This is a genomic window from Halomonas halocynthiae DSM 14573 (genome assembly GCF_000425725.1).
Taxonomy (GTDB): domain Bacteria; phylum Pseudomonadota; class Gammaproteobacteria; order Pseudomonadales; family Halomonadaceae; genus Halomonas; species Halomonas halocynthiae.
Genome location: NZ_AUDZ01000016.1, coordinates 87,572 through 104,620, shown reverse-complemented (window position 1 = coordinate 104,620; position 17,049 = coordinate 87,572). Strand labels below are relative to the sequence as shown.

General features: G+C 53.5%; 14 protein-coding genes. 3 read left to right on the top strand and 11 right to left on the bottom strand.

All coding sequences use genetic code 11. The annotated features are described in order from the left end of the window. Nucleotides 1-14: 14 nt before the first annotated feature. The 6 genes from H616_RS0104390 to H616_RS0104365 form a co-directional block, all read right to left on the bottom strand. Nucleotides 15-1,586 carry a Re/Si-specific NAD(P)(+) transhydrogenase subunit alpha gene (locus tag H616_RS0104390; protein ID WP_027966273.1) on the bottom strand — a complete coding sequence of 524 codons (1,572 nt, stop codon included), beginning with the start codon at nucleotides 1,584-1,586 and terminating at the stop codon, nucleotides 15-17. Between the two features lie 90 nt (nucleotides 1,587-1,676). Further along, nucleotides 1,677-3,212 (bottom strand): catalase, encoded by a 1,536-nt coding sequence (locus H616_RS0104385; protein WP_027966272.1) that lies wholly within the window; start codon nucleotides 3,210-3,212, stop codon nucleotides 1,677-1,679. A 216-nt stretch (nucleotides 3,213-3,428) separates the two neighbouring features. Continuing rightward, nucleotides 3,429-5,333, bottom strand: a complete 1,905-nt coding sequence (htpG, locus tag H616_RS0104380; RefSeq protein WP_027966271.1) for a molecular chaperone HtpG — start codon at nucleotides 5,331-5,333, stop codon at nucleotides 3,429-3,431. A 137-nt stretch (nucleotides 5,334-5,470) separates the two neighbouring features. Next, the gene (locus tag H616_RS0104375) at nucleotides 5,471-5,911 is read right to left on the bottom strand and encodes a PaaI family thioesterase (protein WP_027966270.1); all 441 of its coding nucleotides are present in this window, start codon (nucleotides 5,909-5,911) and stop codon (nucleotides 5,471-5,473) included. Continuing rightward, nucleotides 5,904-6,413 carry a PaaI family thioesterase gene (locus tag H616_RS0104370; RefSeq protein WP_027966269.1) on the bottom strand — a complete coding sequence of 170 codons (510 nt, stop codon included), beginning with the start codon at nucleotides 6,411-6,413 and terminating at the stop codon, nucleotides 5,904-5,906. The genes H616_RS0104375 and H616_RS0104370 overlap by 8 nt, the downstream gene beginning before the upstream one ends. A gap of 150 nt (nucleotides 6,414-6,563) precedes the next feature. Then, nucleotides 6,564-6,905, bottom strand: coding sequence for a YkvA family protein (locus H616_RS0104365; protein ID WP_027966268.1), 342 nt, complete (start codon nucleotides 6,903-6,905; stop codon nucleotides 6,564-6,566). 166 nt (nucleotides 6,906-7,071) lie between these two features. Between H616_RS0104365 and H616_RS0104360 the strand changes: the two genes are divergently transcribed. After that, the gene (locus H616_RS0104360; RefSeq protein ID WP_084155712.1) at nucleotides 7,072-9,027 is read left to right on the top strand and encodes a transglycosylase SLT domain-containing protein; all 1,956 of its coding nucleotides are present in this window, start codon (nucleotides 7,072-7,074) and stop codon (nucleotides 9,025-9,027) included. Nucleotides 9,028-9,164: 137 nt separating this feature from the next. On the opposite strand, the gene H616_RS0104355 is transcribed toward H616_RS0104360, so the two are convergent. Together H616_RS0104355 and H616_RS0104350 are read right to left on the bottom strand one after the other, a co-directional pair. Beyond that, on the bottom strand, nucleotides 9,165-9,809 hold the full coding sequence (locus tag H616_RS0104355; protein WP_027966266.1) for a LysE family translocator: 645 nt from the start codon (nucleotides 9,807-9,809) through the stop codon (nucleotides 9,165-9,167). 9 nt (nucleotides 9,810-9,818) lie between these two features. Then, nucleotides 9,819-10,235: an NINE protein gene (locus tag H616_RS0104350; RefSeq protein WP_027966265.1), complete on the bottom strand. Its 417-nt coding sequence runs from the start codon at nucleotides 10,233-10,235 to the stop codon at nucleotides 9,819-9,821. A gap of 310 nt (nucleotides 10,236-10,545) precedes the next feature. Between H616_RS0104350 and H616_RS0104345 the strand changes: the two genes are divergently transcribed. Then, nucleotides 10,546-10,749, top strand: a complete 204-nt coding sequence (locus H616_RS0104345) for a cold-shock protein (protein ID WP_027966264.1) — start codon at nucleotides 10,546-10,548, stop codon at nucleotides 10,747-10,749. Between the two features lie 157 nt (nucleotides 10,750-10,906). Here H616_RS0104345 and H616_RS15205 read toward each other — a convergent pair whose 3' ends face one another. Further along, entirely contained in the window at nucleotides 10,907-11,518 is a 612-nt protein-coding gene (locus tag H616_RS15205) for a hypothetical protein (RefSeq protein ID WP_027966263.1), read from the bottom strand. Between the two features lie 77 nt (nucleotides 11,519-11,595). After that, nucleotides 11,596-12,519, bottom strand: a complete 924-nt coding sequence (gene yegS / locus H616_RS14160) for a lipid kinase YegS (RefSeq protein WP_035572536.1) — start codon at nucleotides 12,517-12,519, stop codon at nucleotides 11,596-11,598. 136 nt (nucleotides 12,520-12,655) lie between these two features. On the opposite strand from yegS, the gene H616_RS0104330 reads away from it, so the two are divergent. Then, on the top strand, nucleotides 12,656-14,254 hold the full coding sequence (locus H616_RS0104330; RefSeq protein ID WP_027966262.1) for a cation:proton antiporter family protein: 1,599 nt from the start codon (nucleotides 12,656-12,658) through the stop codon (nucleotides 14,252-14,254). A 2-nt stretch (nucleotides 14,255-14,256) separates the two neighbouring features. Here the strand turns inward: H616_RS0104330 and pepN are convergent, their stop codons facing one another. Then, nucleotides 14,257-16,887 carry an aminopeptidase N gene (pepN, locus tag H616_RS0104325; RefSeq protein WP_027966261.1) on the bottom strand — a complete coding sequence of 877 codons (2,631 nt, stop codon included), beginning with the start codon at nucleotides 16,885-16,887 and terminating at the stop codon, nucleotides 14,257-14,259. Nucleotides 16,888-17,049 lie beyond the last annotated feature (162 nt).

Below are 17,049 nucleotides of genomic sequence, written 5' to 3'. Positions count from 1 at the left end.
TTATTCTCCACCGATCAGGATTTCTGGAACATGGCAAGCATGCGGCGCGTGACCAAAAAGCCACCAAAAATATTGATTGACGCAATCAATACCGAGATGCCCGCCAAGAAGGCAACCAGCCCACTACCTGAACCAAGCTGCAGAATTGCCCCCAGAATGATGATACTGGAGATCGCATTGGTCACCGCCATCAGTGGTGTATGCAACGAGTGACTGACATTCCAGATCACTTGATAGCCAACAAAACAAGCCAGTACAAACACAATGAAGTGCTGCATGAAAGACGGTGGCGCAACCATGCCTAACAGCAACATCAAAGCACCACCCACTGCCAGCATGGTGATTTGGCTCTTGGTCTGCTTTTTGAACTCGGCCTTCTCAACAGCCAACTTTTCTTCACGTGTCAGCTCTTTTTCTTTAGGCTTGGGTTTGGCCGCGGCAATAGCTTTTACTTTGGGCGGCGGCGGCGGGAAAGTAATCTCGCCCTGATGGGTCACCGTTGAGCCGCGAATGACATCATCTTCCATATCATGCACAACCTGACCGTCTTTCTCAGGTGTCAGGTCAGTGAGCATGTGGCGAATGTTGTTGCCATATAACAACGAGGCTTGAGTGGCCATACGCGACGGAAAGTCGGTAAAGCCAGCGATGATTACCCCATTGTCGGTAACGATACGCTGATCCGGCACAGTGAGATCACAGTTGCCACCGCGCTCGGCGGCCAAGTCGATCACCACCGAGCCCGGCTTCATAGCCGCAACCATATCTTCCAGCCACAACTTGGGAGCCGGACGTCCAGGGATCAGCGCCGTGGTGATGACAATATCCACGTCCGGCGCTTGCTCGCGAAACAGCGCCAACTGCTTCTCACGGAACTCGGGGCTCGACGGCGCAGCATAACCACCACTTTCCGAGCCGTCCTGGCTGTCTTCAAAGTCGAGGAACAGGAACTCAGCCCCCATGGACTCAATCTGCTCAGCCACTTCTGGGCGCACATCAAAAGCACGCACTACTGCGCCCAAACTGGTGGCGGTGCCGATAGCCGCAAGGCCCGCCACACCCGCGCCCACCACCAGCACTTTAGCTGGAGGCACTTTACCCGCCGCAGTGACTTGACCGGTAAAGAAACGACCAAACTGATTGCCCGCTTCAATAACCGCTCGATAACCGACAATATTTGCCGTAGACGATAGCGCATCCATTTTCTGGGCTCGCGAAATACGCGGCACCATGTCCATGGCAATGACAGAAGCACCTGCTACTTTGCAGCGCTCCAGCATGTCTTCATTCTGGGCAGGCCAGAAGAAAGAAATCAGCGTCTGATCTTTACGCAAATAGTCCGCTTCTGTCTCGCTGGGCTCGCGGACTTTGACCACAATATCCACTGCCTGCCACAACGCCTCAGCGCCCTCGACAATGGTTACACCTGCGGTTTGATAAGCGTCATCAGTAAAGCCTGCGGCTTCACCAGCACCAGCCTGCAAGTAGCATTCATGGCCAAGTTTTTGTATCTGAAGCGCACTGTCTGGGGTCAGCGCAACACGCGCTTCGCCGGCAGCTGTCTCTCTGGGTGCACCAATCTTCACCTTGGACTCCCTCTTTGTGTATGGAACATGAACAATAAACGTAGCTGCATAGAATTACCCTACCCGAGAGTAATGCACAAGCCGGTTAACTTATACAGGCAGAGCTACCAGCGAATTTCCGTACATAGGATCATCTTGTTGGGAGGCCAAAGCCTCATCAAAATTCAGCCCTAACGCGCTCGCCACGCCAGCGCCATAGGCAGGATCAGCGGCATGACAATTACGAATGTGGCGAAATTTAATATACTTCGCCGCATCGCCCATAGCGCGAGCGGTGTTATCAAACAACGCCTGCTGCTGCTCTGGCGACATCAAGTTAAACAACTTGCCAGGCTGCTCAAAGTAATTGCTGTCATCGGCATGAAAGCTCCAGTGCTTGGCATCACCTTTAAGCTTCAAGGGTGGCTCAGAAAACGTCGGCTGGGCCTGCCACTGCTGGTAGCTGTTAGGCTCATAGTGCGGCAAGCTGCCATAGTTACCATCAGCTCGGCCCGTACCATCACGCTGGTTACTAAACACAGGACAGCGCGCCTGATTAACCGGCACTTGGTAGTGGTTAACACCCACCCGGTAGCGCTGCGCGTCAGCGTAATTGAAAAGGCGGGCTTGCAGCATGCGATCAGGGCTAACACCAATGCCTGGTACCAGGTTTGCTGGTGAAAATGCCGCCTGTTCAACATCTACATGATAGTTTTCCGGGTTACGATTCAGCTCAAACTCGCCCACTTCAATCAGCGGGTAATCTCCTTGATACCAGACTTTAGTTAAGTCAAATGGGTTGTCGCGCATTTCGTCTGCTTCCATCTCAGGCATGACTTGCACAAACATTTTCCACTTGGGGAAATCGCCACGCTCAATAGCGTCATACAAATCCCGCTGATGACTTTCCCTATCGTTGCTGACCGTATCAGCGGCCTGTGCGTCGGTCAGGTTTTCAATTCCCTGCTGCGTTTTGAAGTGAAATTTGATCCAAAACCGTTCGCCTTGCTCATTCCAAAAACTATACGCGTGAGAACTAAAGCCATGCATATGGCGATAGCTTTTGGGGATACCGCGCTCACTCATGGTAATCGTGACTTGATGAAGTGCTTCGGGCAGCAGGGTCCAGAAATCCCAGTTATTATCGGCGCTACGCAAATTGGTCCGTGGATCGCGCTTGACGGCCTTGTTCAGGTCTGGAAATTGGCGCGGGTCACGAAGAAAAAACACCGGCGTGTTATTCCCGACCAGATCCCAGTTTCCTTCTTCTGTATAAAACTTAAGCGCAAAGCCACGAATATCGCGCTCTGCATCAGCGGCACCACGCTCACCCGCAACCGTACTGAAACGCGCAAACATCTCGGTTTGCTTGCCAATTTCGCCAAAAATTTTAGCGCGCGTGTATTTCGTGATGTCATGAGTCACTGTGAAAGTCCCAAAGGCACCCGAGCCCTTGGCGTGCATACGGCGCTCGGGAATCACTTCACGCACAAAGTTGGCTAGCTTTTCATTAAGCCAGTTATCTTGAGCAAGCAAGGGGCCACGCGGCCCAACAGTCAAGCTATCTCGATTGGTAGGCACCGGAGCGCCAGCATTCGTGGTGAGATGCGTCATTGGACACTGTGATTTTTTTCCTGAGTCGCTCATTGCTGTCTCCTGCTGGTTTTAACGTCGTGGCCCTAGAGTAATTCTCAGCCACTTAATTAGTCACGACAATCAAAGCAATCAACCCAATAGCAAAACACTATAAAACGGGCCAAACAGTACGCAACAACCTTACGCCATCTATTTGGCATATAACACAGAACCCCGCCGAAGTGGCGGGGTTCGAAGGACTTCACACTGAGTCTCGTCTAGCGTGTATCAAGCGCTCAATAGTGCGTTAAGACGTTGCACATAGGCCGCTGGGTTATCAAGGTGACCACCTTCCGCGATAATTGCCTGATCAAGCAGAATACGCGCCAAGTCAGCAAAGTTATCACCTTCGGTGCCTTCCAGACGAGCCACCAGGGCATGCTCGGGGTTAAGTTCAAGAATCGGCTTAACCTCGGGTAGTGCTTGGCCCGCGGCTTCCATGATGCGCCGCATCTGGAACCCCATTTCATGCTCTGGCAATACCACACAGGCTGGCGAGTCGGTCAGGCGGTGAGTTACTTTAACCTCTTGAACTTCATCAGCTAACGCCTCTTTCACGCGCTTAACCAGTGCCTCTTTCGCCTTAGCGGTTTCTTCTTGGGCTTTTTTCTCTTCCTCGTTTTCTACATCGCCAAGGTCTAGATCACCCTTGGCCACGTCAGCAAGCTTTTTACCATCAAATTCCGTGAGGTGGCTCATCAGCCACTCATCAATACGGTCTGACAGCAACAGCACCTCAATGCCTTTCTTACGGAAAATTTCTAGGTGCGGGCTCGACTTCGCAGCATTGAAGCTGTCAGCGACGATGTAATAGAGGGTCTGCTGACCTTCCTTCATACGAGACACATAGTCAGCCAACGACTGGTCTTGGGTCGCGCTATCAGTGTGCGTCGTGGAGAAACGCAGCAGCTCCGCAATTTTGTCGCGGTTGGAGTGGTCCTCTCCCGGGCCTTCTTTGAGCACACTACCAAACGTGTTCCAGAAGGACTGATAAGCCTCGCTATCTTTGGCCAACTTCTTGAGCATGTCCAATGAGCGCTTGGTCAACGCACTCTTGATCTTGTCGACCTGAGGATCCTGCTGCAACAACTCACGCGACACATTCAGCGACAAATCGCGGGTATCGAGGACGCCCTTAATAAAGCGCAGATACAGCGGCAAGAACTGTTCGGCATCATCCATAATAAATACACGCTGTACATACAGCTTGATGCCCCGAGCACCGTCGCGCTCGTATAGATCAAATGGCGCTCGGCCCGGCACATACAACAGGCTGGTGTACTCAAGCTTGCCTTCGACCTTATTGTGACTCCAGGTCAGCGGATCAGAGAAGTCATGAGCAACGTGCTTATAAAACGCCTTGTACTCGTCATCACTCACCTCGGCCTTAGGGCGTACCCACAGCGCCATGGCTTCGTTGATAGTTTCCCACGTTGTGACTTCGCTACCTTCAACCTCATTGCCTTCATCATCTTTGGCGGTTTCGGTTTTGGGCATGCGTACCGGCACTTCGATATGATCGGAGTACTTACGTACCAGGCTTTGTAAGCGGTAGTCGTCAGCAAACTCTTTGGCGTCTTCCTTAAGGTGCAGCACAATCTCCGTGCCATGCAGTGGGCGTTCCACATCGGCCACACTAAACTCACCCTCACCACGCGAGCGCCACTCAACACCCTCGGCATGCTCTGTGCCCGCTTTGCGAGTGCGTACCGTCACCTCATCGGCAACGATGAAACCAGAATAGAACCCCACACCAAACTGACCAATCAGACGCGCATCTTTCTGCTGCTCGCCAGACATCTGCTTAAGGAACTCAGCCGTACCACTACGCGCGATAGTACCCAGGTTCGCAATCACTTCATCACGGCTCATACCGATGCCATTATCGCGCACCGTCACTGTGCCTGCTTCCTGGTCATGCTCGATTTCGATACGCAGTTCGCTATCGCCCTCATACAGCCCGTCGTTATCCAACGCAGCATAACGCAGCTTGTCGCAGGCATCCGCGGCATTTGAAATCAACTCACGCAGGAAAATTTCCCGGTTGGAGTACAGAGAATGAATCATCAGGTGCAACAGTTGCTTCACTTCGGTCTGAAAGCCGAGTGTTTCTTCGCGAGTGGCGGTGGTCATTGTTTCTGAGCCCTCTTTTCGTTAGTAAGGTCGCTGTCTTAACCGGTGGAATATGCCACCAACTTTATAGATACCAGCGATATGGGGGCCTTGGCTGGCTTTTCAAGCCGCTACAATTGCGTTTCGTCCTGCCGTTGCTACTCGTTATAAGAAGAGGCTTTACCAAGCACAAAGTGTAAGCGTGCCGTTGCTATCGGCGTTTCCGAGTCATCCTGCCAGGCGCTGACCCTGACATTCGCCAAGCGTCGTCCCTCGCGCAGTACGTCACATTGCGCGAAGGTCGGCACTGTTCGCGCTGTTCGCAAGTAATCAATAGACAAATCAACAATGCGCGGTAATGTCGGCACATGAGCAACACGCAGTAAATCAAGAGTTGCGGCTGTTTCCATAAAGGCCGCAACAACGCCCCCATGCAAGGCTGGAAGCAAGATATTACCCACATTGCTATCAAACGGTTCAAGGCGAAATAGCAGGCTCTCTTGCTCATGGTCGAGTGTCGCACTGATACCTAAATAACTGGCGTACGGAATGCGTTCAAGCCAATCGCTGATATCGACACGATTAAACACATCAGTCATGACCGCCCTCCTCTACGTCGTCGCTGGCAAACAGTGCTTCGGCAAAGCCTGGTGGCGTATTGCGCATACCCAGACGCACAAAATTAGCAATACCTCGAGCCACCGGCTGGCTGCGAGTTTGCCATACTAACCCTTCCGTAAAGACGACCGATGCGCTGACCGACACCGCACGCGCCTCAGCGATAATCGCTTGACCTTCCAACGCTGGCCGATAGTGGTCAACGCGTAAATCCAGCGTGGGGCATACTTCTGGGCTAGGTAACGCCGGTAGCACAGCAGCACCACACACCGTGTCGAGCAGCATGGTGAGCGCACCGCCATGCACTAATCCACGCGTTGAGTCACCCAGTAAGTCTGTTCGCCAGGGCAAACGAAAACGCACACCGTCAGGCCCCGCGGCAACAACCTCAACACCCAGTTCACGGGTATGCGGAACCAGCATGACCATCCGCCTGACAGCACGCAGCCAATCATCACTGCTTGGTGTGAAAACACGGCTCATGGATCACCTCGTCAAAGCAGGTAGGAAAGCACAAAGGAGGGTGCCGACTCAGTCGACATCTAATCAAACGTTTGTATTACGCTAACTGCCGAGCGGCAAGCTAGCAACATTATTTGAACAGCACGCCACGATGCCTAACGGCACCAGCAATCATGAATTGTGGCCTCGCCCCTCATCAAACCACAGGCGGTACGCCGCAATGTTTTTATCTACCTGGGTCAGCATCCATCCCACAATAACAACATCATCAAGCAGGCCAATGATGAGCAGAAAGTCTGGAATTACGTCCAGTGGAGAAAGCAAGTAAATACCAGCCCCCGTCATCCATAGTATTGCCGCCCAAGGAACTGGCCGGTACCGACCGCGCAGCACATCAGCCAACATCGGGCCAAATAGCCTAAGTGCTCGCCACATGCGCGCAAACAACAGCGGGCGACGCTTGAGGCGCTGCAACACACTGAGTTTGGGGGGGCTGTTGTCGCGTTTTGTCATAGGGTAAAGACTCCTTTTCTCCCCGCATGGTTAGCAGAATGGTTGTCATATTGGCTGGCTACTTTGCCGTTATTGGGGCACCCTTAAGTCAGGGCAAGCAGGTTAACCATAGCGATTTCAACCTTTGCTTTCCCGCACCACGCTTACCCTAATTAAGAGATGCCCCATGCACTGGCCAATCCGCTCCTTATCGCGCCGCCTGCCGGCTTTATTACTGTGCATCAGCACGCCTTGGCTTTCTTCATCACTGCATGCCAACGACGATAGCGCGCTACGTCAAGCGCTAGCATCAGCACGCGCCGGTGACTGGAGTGCTATCGACCATAGCGCCATTGCCGGTCATCCACTTGAAGGCTATGTGGAATATCACTTGCTCAAGCGACAGCTTCCTAATATTTCGGCAGATGACATTGTCAGCTTCACCAGCCGCTATCATGATTCGCCACTGGCGGGCTGGATCCGTGGAGAAGCCATTTCAGCCTATGGCGATGCCAGACGTTATGACGACATCTTAATGGTGGCTGACGGTGAGCCCAACGGAGCGGAAAACCGCTGCCACTATTTCACCGCACAACTCAAGAACTCACCCAACGCTGCCGCCATGGGCGGACGAGAATTGTGGCATAGCGGCCAATCTCAGCCGCCTGCTTGCGACACCTTGTTTAGCATCCTGCAATCACGAGGTGCCATCGGCCCAAACGAAAGCTGGGAGCGGCTTACGCTAGCTTGGCGTGATGACAACCCAGGCCTAGTCGGCTATTTGGGAAAACAGTTAGACAGCAAGTGGAGTTCGGGCCTAGCAACATTGCACAGTGCCGAGACGCCTCCACACTTGCCAGCCCAGCTACCTGCTTGCGTGGGTAGCAACTGCAGCGGAAACGGCGCGCTGTATTCCGCCATTATGCATAGAGCAACACGTGCCAATACAACCGCAGCGTTAGCCGCCTGGCAGCGCTGGGCACCCAATGCGGCTATATCAGGCGAACGCAAACGCGCTATTGAGCATGACCTTGCCTACTACATTCTGGCTCGCGATATCGAGTCGCAGTACGCCTGGGTTGACAGCGTTTTACCCGCACTGAACAGCGAAACCTTACTTGAGCTGCGCATTCGTACCGCCTTACGTGAACGCGATTGGCATGGCGTGCTCACCTGGGCCAACCGACTTCCAGCCGACGCTGCCAACGATGCACGCTGGCAATATTGGAAAGGCCGCGCACTAGAGCAGCTGGGCAACAGCAGCGAAGCCCAGCAGGCTTACGCTAACGCCGCAACACAGCGTGAATTTTTCGCTTTTGCGGCGGCGGATCGTCTAGAGCAGCCCTATGCACTGAATCTGTCCGACACCACGGTTAGCAAAGACCTGCAGCGCCAAGTGGCGGCCCTACCACCAGTGATTCGCGCGGAAGCACTCTTGCGCATTAACGAGCCGGGGCTGGCGAATAGCGAATGGTATGGTGCGGCCGCTCAGCTAGACCCTGAGTTAGCTCGCGGCATGGCCGATTATGCGTTACAGCGCGGCTGGCCCGCACGCTTAGTGCAAACCACCATTGCTGCCAAACAGTGGGATGCCCTGCCGTGGCGCTTCCCTGAAGCCTACCGTGATGATTTTATGAACTGGGGGCACACCACCGGCGTCGACCCTTATCTGCTAATGGCCATTGCGCGCCGCGAGAGTGCCTACAATCCCGAGGCACTCTCGCCCGCAGGGGCTCGTGGCTTGATGCAGCTAATGCCAGGCACTGCCACTCAACTTAGCCGCCAACTGGGCATCGCAGACCCAGGACCTTACGGGATACTCGACCCAGCCTTGAATATTCGCTTCGGCAGCACTTATTTACACGACATGCTCAACCGCTACGATAACAACCGCTTAGCAGCAACCGCGTCTTACAATGCAGGGCCGGGCCGCGTTGACCGCTGGCTCGCCACCAGTAACGGTGAGTTTGATCTCTTCGTTGAGAGCATTCCATTCCGTGAAACGCGAGACTATGTGCAGGCCGTGCTGGCGTACCGTGTCATCTTTGAAAGCCTGGCCAATAACGGCAGCACACAAGGTGTCTCTCTACTCACACCTGCCGAGCGTCAGGCTGACTATGGACCTTCATTGATGCGCCGCTAATACCAGCCATCGAGATAAACGCGCGTCAGTTAACCGCCTTCAACTACGCAAACTGCCCCAGCGCTTCCTGAGGAAAACAGGGCTGGGGCAGTATTAGTCAGCGCGCTCTGCTATACCGCGAATAGCGGAATATGGCGTTACATCGACTGACGTGTCAGTGCCAGCTTCACTCCCAGCAGCACCAGTACGCTCCCAGTCACCCCATTGAGCCAGCGCGCCACGCTACGCTTTCCCAGCCACTGGCCGGCACGTCCTACCATAACTGCCACACCAATTTGCCACCCATTGGCAATGACGAAATGTATTCCAGCAAGCCACAGCGACTGACTCAAGGCAGCCTCTCCTGGCGCGATAAACTGAGGCAAAAACGCCATATAAAAGATGATTGTCTTAGGGTTCAGTACATTGCATAGCAACCCTTCTCGCAGCGCACGCCACGCCGAAACACTGACTGCCGAACTGCCTGTTACCGCAGCTACCGGCAGCTGATACCCCGCTCTCGCCGCTTGCAGACTATTCAACCCAAGCCACACCAAGTAACCAGCACCAGCCAGCTTGAGTGCGGAAAACACCCAAGCTGACTGAAGCAAAATCAAAGAGATACCCAGTGCCGATATGGTTGCATGCACAAACAGCCCTAAACAAATCCCAAGGCTGGTCATGATGCCCTCACCCACGCCACCACGAGTCGTGTTGCGAATTACCAGTAAGGTATCAACTCCCGGCGTCACACTTAGCAACGTAATCGCAATTAAAAATGACCAGAGGTGAGTATCACCCATCACCCTGCCTCAGCCTTTCTGCTCAGCATGTTTAAGTGAGATCTGTTCATTTAATGTCCAGAAATCATAGAGGATACCTAGCCCGAACAACCCCACTGTCAGCAAATAGATCAACCCACTGATCCATTTGCCCATATAGAAGCGATGCAGACCAAATATCCCCAAAAAGGTTAACAGCAACCAAGCTACCGTGTAGTCAATCGGCCCTGCGCGAAAGCGTAGATCCGCCTCACGGTCCATGCCAGGAATCAGAAAAAGATCAATCAGCCAACCGATGCCCAGCAAACCAAGCGTAAAGAACCAAATTGTTCCGGTCACAGGCTTTCCATAATAGAAGCGATGCGCCCCCAGAAAACCGAATATCCAAAGCAGGTAACCAATCAGCATGTTATGGGTGCTAGATGGAGAGAGCGTCGTCTGGTTCATGAATTTATCTCAAGAGTATCCTGGGTTGTATGGCAGGCGCTGGACGGCCTGCCTGTTTATGCTACAGTGAATCCTGCAAATGGTTAACACAGTGTGTACGCGTGAACGTCTTGGCGCAGTACCGCTGTTGCAACCAGGCGCAGCTTGAGTTGACAAGCTTAGCATTGCTCACTGCATTTCGGCTCTATCGACCGACATGCATCATGTGAACAGCCTGCTTATCTTTCTCAGGCAAACTCGGGTCTATGGCAAGGTTATTCACGACCTGCCGCCCTAGCATCAATATTTAGTTAGTTAAGGAAATCGAGAAATGGCAACTGGCACCGTCAAGTGGTTCAACGACACGAAAGGCTTCGGCTTCATCTCTCCAGACGATGGCGGCGATGACCTCTTTGTGCACTTCTCCGAGGTTCAGGCTGAAGGCTTCAAGTCTCTGCAGGACGGACAGAAAGTATCTTTCGACGTCACTCAGGGCAAAAAAGGTCTTCAGGCTTCCAACGTTCGGCCTGAATAAACCTGACACAGCGCGATCAAGGCCTTTGGCCGTGATCCGACGCTTGAAAACAGCGGCATAACCGCAGCTGTTTCTTGCTGTAGCAGAAGGCCTGCCCGCTGGCAGGCCTTTTTTGTTTCTACTCACTTGCTGTTGGCTACGTTATCCACTACTTGCGCTACTTTTCTTTCTGCTCTCGAGCTGACGATCGCGCCTCACGCACCTCTTCGGGCACATCACGCTCAGCTTCCTTGAAGCTTGATTCAATCTGACGACTAGCCTCTTCAAAGCGCCTTTCAGTTTCTTCCAGGGCAGCTCGCACCTTAGGGTCTGAGCTTGGCCGCAAAATATCTTCAATATCTTGAGACTCTGCACTGGGTTCTACTGGGCTTTCTTGCTCAACCTCGCGAAAGCGTTGCTCCAACTCGCGCTGAGCGGCTTCAAACTGTCGCTCAGTTTCCTGAATGACTTCATCTGCCCCTTTATTGGACTCCAGGGCCGTGCCAAACGTCGACTCAGGCAAGTCATCAGCTGCAGCACCAGCATCAGGCGTCTGAGCCTGTTGCCCTGGTGGGGTAACACTGGACGAAAACTCTCCCTCCTGCTCATTACCCTGCTCTTCTGCGTCCTGACCGTCATCAGCCCGACTCTCCCGAGGCTGATTTTCAAGGGGCTGACTCTCTCTAGCTTGACTCTCTCGAGACAGGCCTTCACTAGACTGTGCCAGCAACTCAGCCGAACTGATCAGACCAACAGCCAGCATGAGCACCGCCAAACAACGAAAACGCATCAACGACTCCTCTTTCACCCAGTATTTCTCACAGATTCAGACATTCATTGACCCTAAGCCAAGCAAGACGTTCCATGCTAAGCGCTAGACGACGTTGCAACATGACGAGCCTTAATCAACGGGCTATGTAATGGTGCAACAAGCGACAACGCCAGCGGGTTCATTTTAACCTTGAAGCCATCTTTCCAGCAGGGCTCCCCGTCCAACGTTAACGGCATGGTTTCATCGCTTTCAAAACTGAGCCAAGCACTACGAAACGTTTCAACATAGGTGCCTTTTTGTGGGCGGCTCTGCAGCTCACGGCGCATACCCCACATATCACGCAGTGACGCCACATCTCTTACCGCGAGCACATCTAACAGGCCATCATCAAGCTTAGCATCAGGGGTTAAGCGCAGTCCTCCTCCCGCACTAATGCCGTTACCCATCGCCAGCACAAACAGGTTGCCATCGTGTTCACCGTTTTCCCACTCCAAACGCCCTGGGTAAGGACGATACTGCCAGGCGCGCAACGCACCAATCAAAGAGTAAGCGCCACCGCCCAGCAAACGCTTAAGGCTTTTGGGTGTACTTGAGGTGATCTCGGCTCCGAAGCCTCCCGTTGCCATATTGATGAAGTACCGGTTATCCATCGACGGGATATCGATTGGGCGCGCGCTCAGAGTTAAGGCGGCTATCAGGGCGCGATAGGATGACATGGGCAAGCTCAGCGAACGCGCCAAATCGTTGGCCGTACCTAACGGCAATATACCCAGCGTCGGACGCTGCTTAGCGGGAACGCGCATCAACCCATTCACGACCTGATGAACCGTGCCATCCCCCCCACCAGCAATCACTCGCTCAATCCCGTCTTGACCAGCTTGCTCAGCAAAGTGTGCCGCATCTTCTGCACTGTGCGTAATACGCACATCCAGAGAAAAGCCTTCTTTACGACAGTTACTGATCGCTGAGCGTAGCGCAAAGCGGCGCGCAGCTTTACCGTTGAGAATCAGTCTCGCCATTAAACATTCCTTACCGCCGCCCTCGGAGCGTTACGTCCAATGTGAATAAGGCAATCTGTTCACGCAAACGTGCCATCTGTCCCTTCACCTGCCTACAATACGTCGTCATGCCACGAAGCACTAACAGGAATTGCTAATGATTGAACCCGCCTTTATTGTTGCGGCCTTTGTCGGGGGCCTCGTAGCCATGGCATGTCGCCTACCGACACTGGTCGGGTTCCTTGCCGGTGGCTTCGCTCTTCGTGTCGCTGGTTACGAAACCACGGCACTACTAGAGCTAATTGCTGATACCGGCGTCACGTTACTGTTGTTCAGTATCGGCCTAAAGCTCAACGTACGCACGTTAATGCGCCGAGATATTTGGGGCAGCACCTCGTTACACATGGCCGCATCCACTACCTTACTGGTACTGATGCTGGCCGCCCTAAAGTGGCTCGGGTTACCCATGCTCGCCAGCACCGGTTGGACCACACTGGCCTTGCTGGGGTTCGCACTGTCATTTTCCAGCACCGTGTTTGTGCTCAAGGTATTGGAAAAACGCAGTGAAACCCAAACCGCTTATGGTCGGCTAGCGATTGGTATCTTGATCATGCAAGACATCATTGCGGTCATTTTCCTCACGGCATCGAGTGGTGAATTACCGAGCTTGTGGGCACTGGGGATTTTCCTGTTAATACCACTAGCACCGCTACTTCGCCGCCTGCTCGACATGCTAGGCCATGGTGAAATGCAGGTGCTGTTTGGCATGCTTATGGCTCTGGTTATGGGCTATACCCTGTTCGAGATGCTTGACCTTAAAGGCGATTTAGGCGCGCTGTTCGTTGGCTTGCTACTGGCGCCCCACCCCGCAGCCCAAGCGCTGGCGCGCTCAATGTTCAGCCTTAAAGAACTGCTGCTGGTAGGCTTTTTCCTCAGCCTTGGGTTAACCGCTGTGCCTACCTGGGATCTGCTTATCATGGCGCTGTTACTCGTCCTGCTGCTGCCAATTAAGAGCCTTACCTACCAGTTGATTTTGATGCGCTTTCATCTACGTCATCGCACAACCTTGCTGGCAACGCTGAGCCTTACCAACTATTCAGAATTTGGCCTGATTGTTGGCGCTATCGCCGTTGAAAGCGGCTGGCTTCCAGAGGTCTGGCTGGTGGTATTATCCCTGACAGTCGCCATCAGCTTTGTTGCCTCTGCCGTCCTCAATAATGCCAGTGAGTTTCTGTATCGCCTTTTTGAACCGTACCTCCCAGCGACCAACATCAATACACTAAACCCCGAGGACCGCCCTATTGAGGTCGGCGATGCCGAAGCAGTAGTGCTGGGCATGGGCCGTATTGGGCGCAGCGTTTACCGTCGTCTGCAAAAAGAATATGGCATGCAGGTGTTAGGTATCGACAGCAACCTCAATACCATCGACAAGCTCAAAGCCCAGGATTTCAATGTGCTAGCCGGCGACGCCGTAGACTCCGACTTCTGGGAAAAGCTGCTAATGTCGTCCAGTGTGCAGCTAGTGGTATTGGCCATGCCACACCACGCGGGAAACCTATTTGCCATCAGCCAGCTTAGATCACGCCACTTTTCGGGGCGTATTACGGCGATTGTTGAATACGCTGAAGAAGTTGAGCCGATCCGTGAGCTGGGTGCTCATGCGGTATACCACGTTTATGACGAAGCGGGCCGCTCGCTGGCTGATAGTGCAGCCAAAGCCGCCGGAGTAGATTCACGCACCCGGCAGCTAGGCTAGCGTCAGGCCAGCGCCATTTCCACAACCTCATAAACATTAGCTGACAGCGGCTGCGCCTGAATACGCTCCAGCTCAGCCTTCATCAGCGCTTGCCGAGTCTCATCAAATCGCTGCCAACGGGTCAGCGGCGTGATGATTCGCGCGGCAATTTCTGGATTCAGGCGGTTCAGTTCAATGACCACATCGGCCACCAGTCGATAGCCCTCACCGTCCAAGCGATGGAAGTTAATCCGGTTTTGGGCAAAGCCTCCGATCAGCGCACGCACTTTGTTGGGGTTGGTTAACGAAAAGGCCGGATGCTCCATCAGGAAACGTACGCGATCCAAGGCATCAGCCTGGGGGCGTGTCACTTGAATATTGAACCACTGATCCATCACCAACGGATCATGCGCCCACTTGTGGCCGAATGCCTTGAGCGCTGGGGCAGAAACAGCTTCATGGTCGCCATGCACGAGCAGGGTCAGCGCATGACGCACATCGGTCATGTTGGCCGCTGCCTCAAACTGGCGCTGCGCCAGCGCCACTACGCCGTCGTCAGGCTGGCTCATCAAGTAAGAAAGCGCGACGTTTTTCAGTTGACGCTGCCCCACCTGTTGCGCCGTTGGTGCATAGGGCTCATCACTCTGGTTGGCTTGATATACCGCAAGCCATAAATCACGCAGTTCGCGAGCCAGCGACTGGCGCACAAACTCACGGGCAGCATGAATGGCATCAACATCAACCCGTATTTGCTGCTCAGCAATATAAGCCTCACTGGGCAGGGTCAGCATTTCGGCTAACACGGCTTTATCGCCGCTGCCTTCTTCTAGCAATTGACGAAACGCATCGCTTAGACGCGAGTCCATGACTTTTTCCACGCCATTACGGTGTGCAGCGATCAGGTCCTCCAGCGCCAACATTGAGAGCCGCTGGCCCGCATCCCAGCGATTAAAATCGTCGCTATCATTAACTAACAGAAAGGCTAAATCCTCTCGTGAGTAAGGCATGTGCAGCTTAACCGGCGCTGACTGCCCTCGCAGCAGTGATACCACCGGTGCCTCGTGCACATCAGTAAACACAAAGGTTTGCTCATCGTCACACAGGTGGATAACTGACTCGCTGCCCAGCGACTGACCACCCAGTGTAAGCGGCAAGTCACTTCCCGACTTACTCCCCACCAGCCCTAGACGAATTGGGATATGCAAAGCCTGTTTGTCGAGCTGTCCAGGTGTCGCCGGTGTGCGCTGACGCAAAATCAAACGGTACTCAGCGTTGGCATAGTCGTATTCACCGTGGGCATCAATCTCTGGGGTTCCTGCCTGACCATACCAGCGCATAAACTGGCTGAAGTCTTGGCCTGACGCTTCGGCCATGCAATCCACAAAGTCTTCAATGGTCACCGCTTGACCGTCAAAACGTGCGAAATACAAATCGCTGCCCTGACGGAATGCCTCAGGGCCGGCCAGGTGATACAGCATGCGCACCAGTTCAGCGCCTTTCTCATAAATGGTCAGCGTATAGAAGTTGCCAATCTGAATGTAATGGTCTGGGCGCACTGGGTGCGCAGTCGGGCCTGCGTCTTCGGCAAACTGGGCCGTACGGAAAAAAGACACATCCTCAATCCGCTTTACTGCCGCCGAATTCATATCCGCCGAAAATGACTGGTCACGAAAAACCGTAAAACCTTCCTTAAGCGACAACTGGAACCAGTCACGGCAAGTCACGCGGTTACCCGACCAGTTATGAAAATACTCATGGGCAACAATACTTTCCACACGCTGGAAGGCGGCATCTGTCGCCGTATCAGGGTGAGCCAACACTGCCGCTGAGTTAAAGATATTGAGCCCTTTGTTTTCCATAGCGCCCATATTGAAGTCATTGACCGCTACGATCATAAACAGATCCAGGTCATATTCACGACCATATGTCTGTTCATCCCAGCGCATGGCATGTTTCAGCGAAACCATCGCATGATCAGTCTTGCCGAGATTTTCTTTCTCGACCCAAATTTCAAGCGCCACCTTGCGCCCGCTCATCGTGGTAAAGCTGTCTTCAACGCGGTGTAAGTCACCGGCAACCAGCGCAAACAGGTAGCTAGGCTTAGGGTGCGGGTCTTGCCAAGTAACGAAGTGCCTACCATCCGCTAACTCGCCGCGCTGAGTTGGGTTACCATTAGAAAGCAGCACTGGGTCGCGGGTCGCATCACCGATCACTGTGGTCGAAAACGTCGCCATCACATCGGGGCGGTCAGGGTAGAAAGTAATGCGACGAAACCCTTCCGCCTCGCACTGAGTACAGAACATACTGCCAGAACGATACAGGCCTTCCAGAGCCGTATTGTCCTCGGGCGATATTTCCACCTCTGTCTCAAGCAGAAAGCGCTCAGGCACGTTAGCTATGCTCAGTCCCTGCTCATTAAGTTGGTATTCGTGCTCGCCCAGCACTCGCCCATCAATCGCCAAGGAAAGCAGCTTCAATTGCTCGCCATCCAACCAAAGCGATTCACCTGCCTCATACTCAGGGTGGCGCTCTAGCTGCAGGCCTGCTTTGACTCGCGTAGCACTGGGGTCAAGTTCAAACGCCAATTCAGTATGAGTGACGCGATAAGCAGGAGGACGATAGTCGGCAAGATATGTGGCTTGAGGCGCTGACATACAGGAAACTCCAGTTAAAAAAGCGAAACTGACCAACGCTGTCACATGGCGTTCACCCAAGGCTGCGCTATGTTTAGTGGCCAGCTTATGAAAGCAAACAAAGTAATAGTAACGATTGTAAGTCGCATACCACGCTAGGCTCAAAGCCTGAAAAAATGCGCC